The sequence below is a fragment of the Yoonia sp. I 8.24 genome, from assembly GCF_022096995.1.
GTDB lineage: Bacteria > Pseudomonadota > Alphaproteobacteria > Rhodobacterales > Rhodobacteraceae > Yoonia.
The window spans coordinates 1-439 of sequence record NZ_JACXGQ010000019.1 but is presented as its reverse complement, the minus strand read 5'-3'; the positions used below and the strand labels follow the sequence as shown (position 1 = coordinate 439).

At 48.1% G+C, this 439-nt stretch carries 1 protein-coding gene; it reads right to left on the bottom strand.

Annotation, left to right across the window (positions count from 1 at the left end; all coding sequences use genetic code 11):
* Positions 1-161 precede the first annotated feature (161 nt).
* On the bottom strand, positions 162-392 hold the full coding sequence (locus Yoon_RS17880; RefSeq protein WP_238114175.1) for a hypothetical protein: 231 nt from the start codon (positions 390-392) through the stop codon (positions 162-164).
* Positions 393-439: the final 47 nt, after the last annotated feature.

Sequence of the window (439 nt, the reverse complement as noted above, 5' to 3'; positions counted from 1 at the left end):
GCCGTTGCAGCGGCGAGAGTAGTTGTGAAACGCATTTTGGTTCTCCGAAATATATGTGGTTGTGTATTTGAGCTTTAAAAATTTACATTAACACGCAGATCGTCACCATACTAGTAGATCGTGCGGCCCACACCAACAGTGTCGCTGCGGGCCAATGGTGCTTAATTGAGGATGACGTCGTCTTCTTCGTCATCATCGTCGTCAATTTGTGACGCGATCAGCAGTGCAGCCAGAACACCCAAAACGATGTAAGCAGGTTTAACAGAAGATGTCGCGGGCTCTTCCATCACTTCGACGGGTTCGATGATGACCGGTGCAACGCCGCCAGCGAAGGCAGTTGTTGATGTCAGGGCAATTGCCGTTGCAGCGGCGAGAGTAGTTGTGAAACGCATTTTGGTTCTCCGAAATATATGTGGTTGTGTATTTGAGCTTTAAAAAT

Excerpts from the sequence above, each read along its gene's own strand:
- Yoon_RS17880 (WP_238114175.1), bottom strand. The coding sequence starts at position 392 with ATGCGTTTCACAACTACTCTCGCCGCTGCAACGGCAATTGCCCTGACA.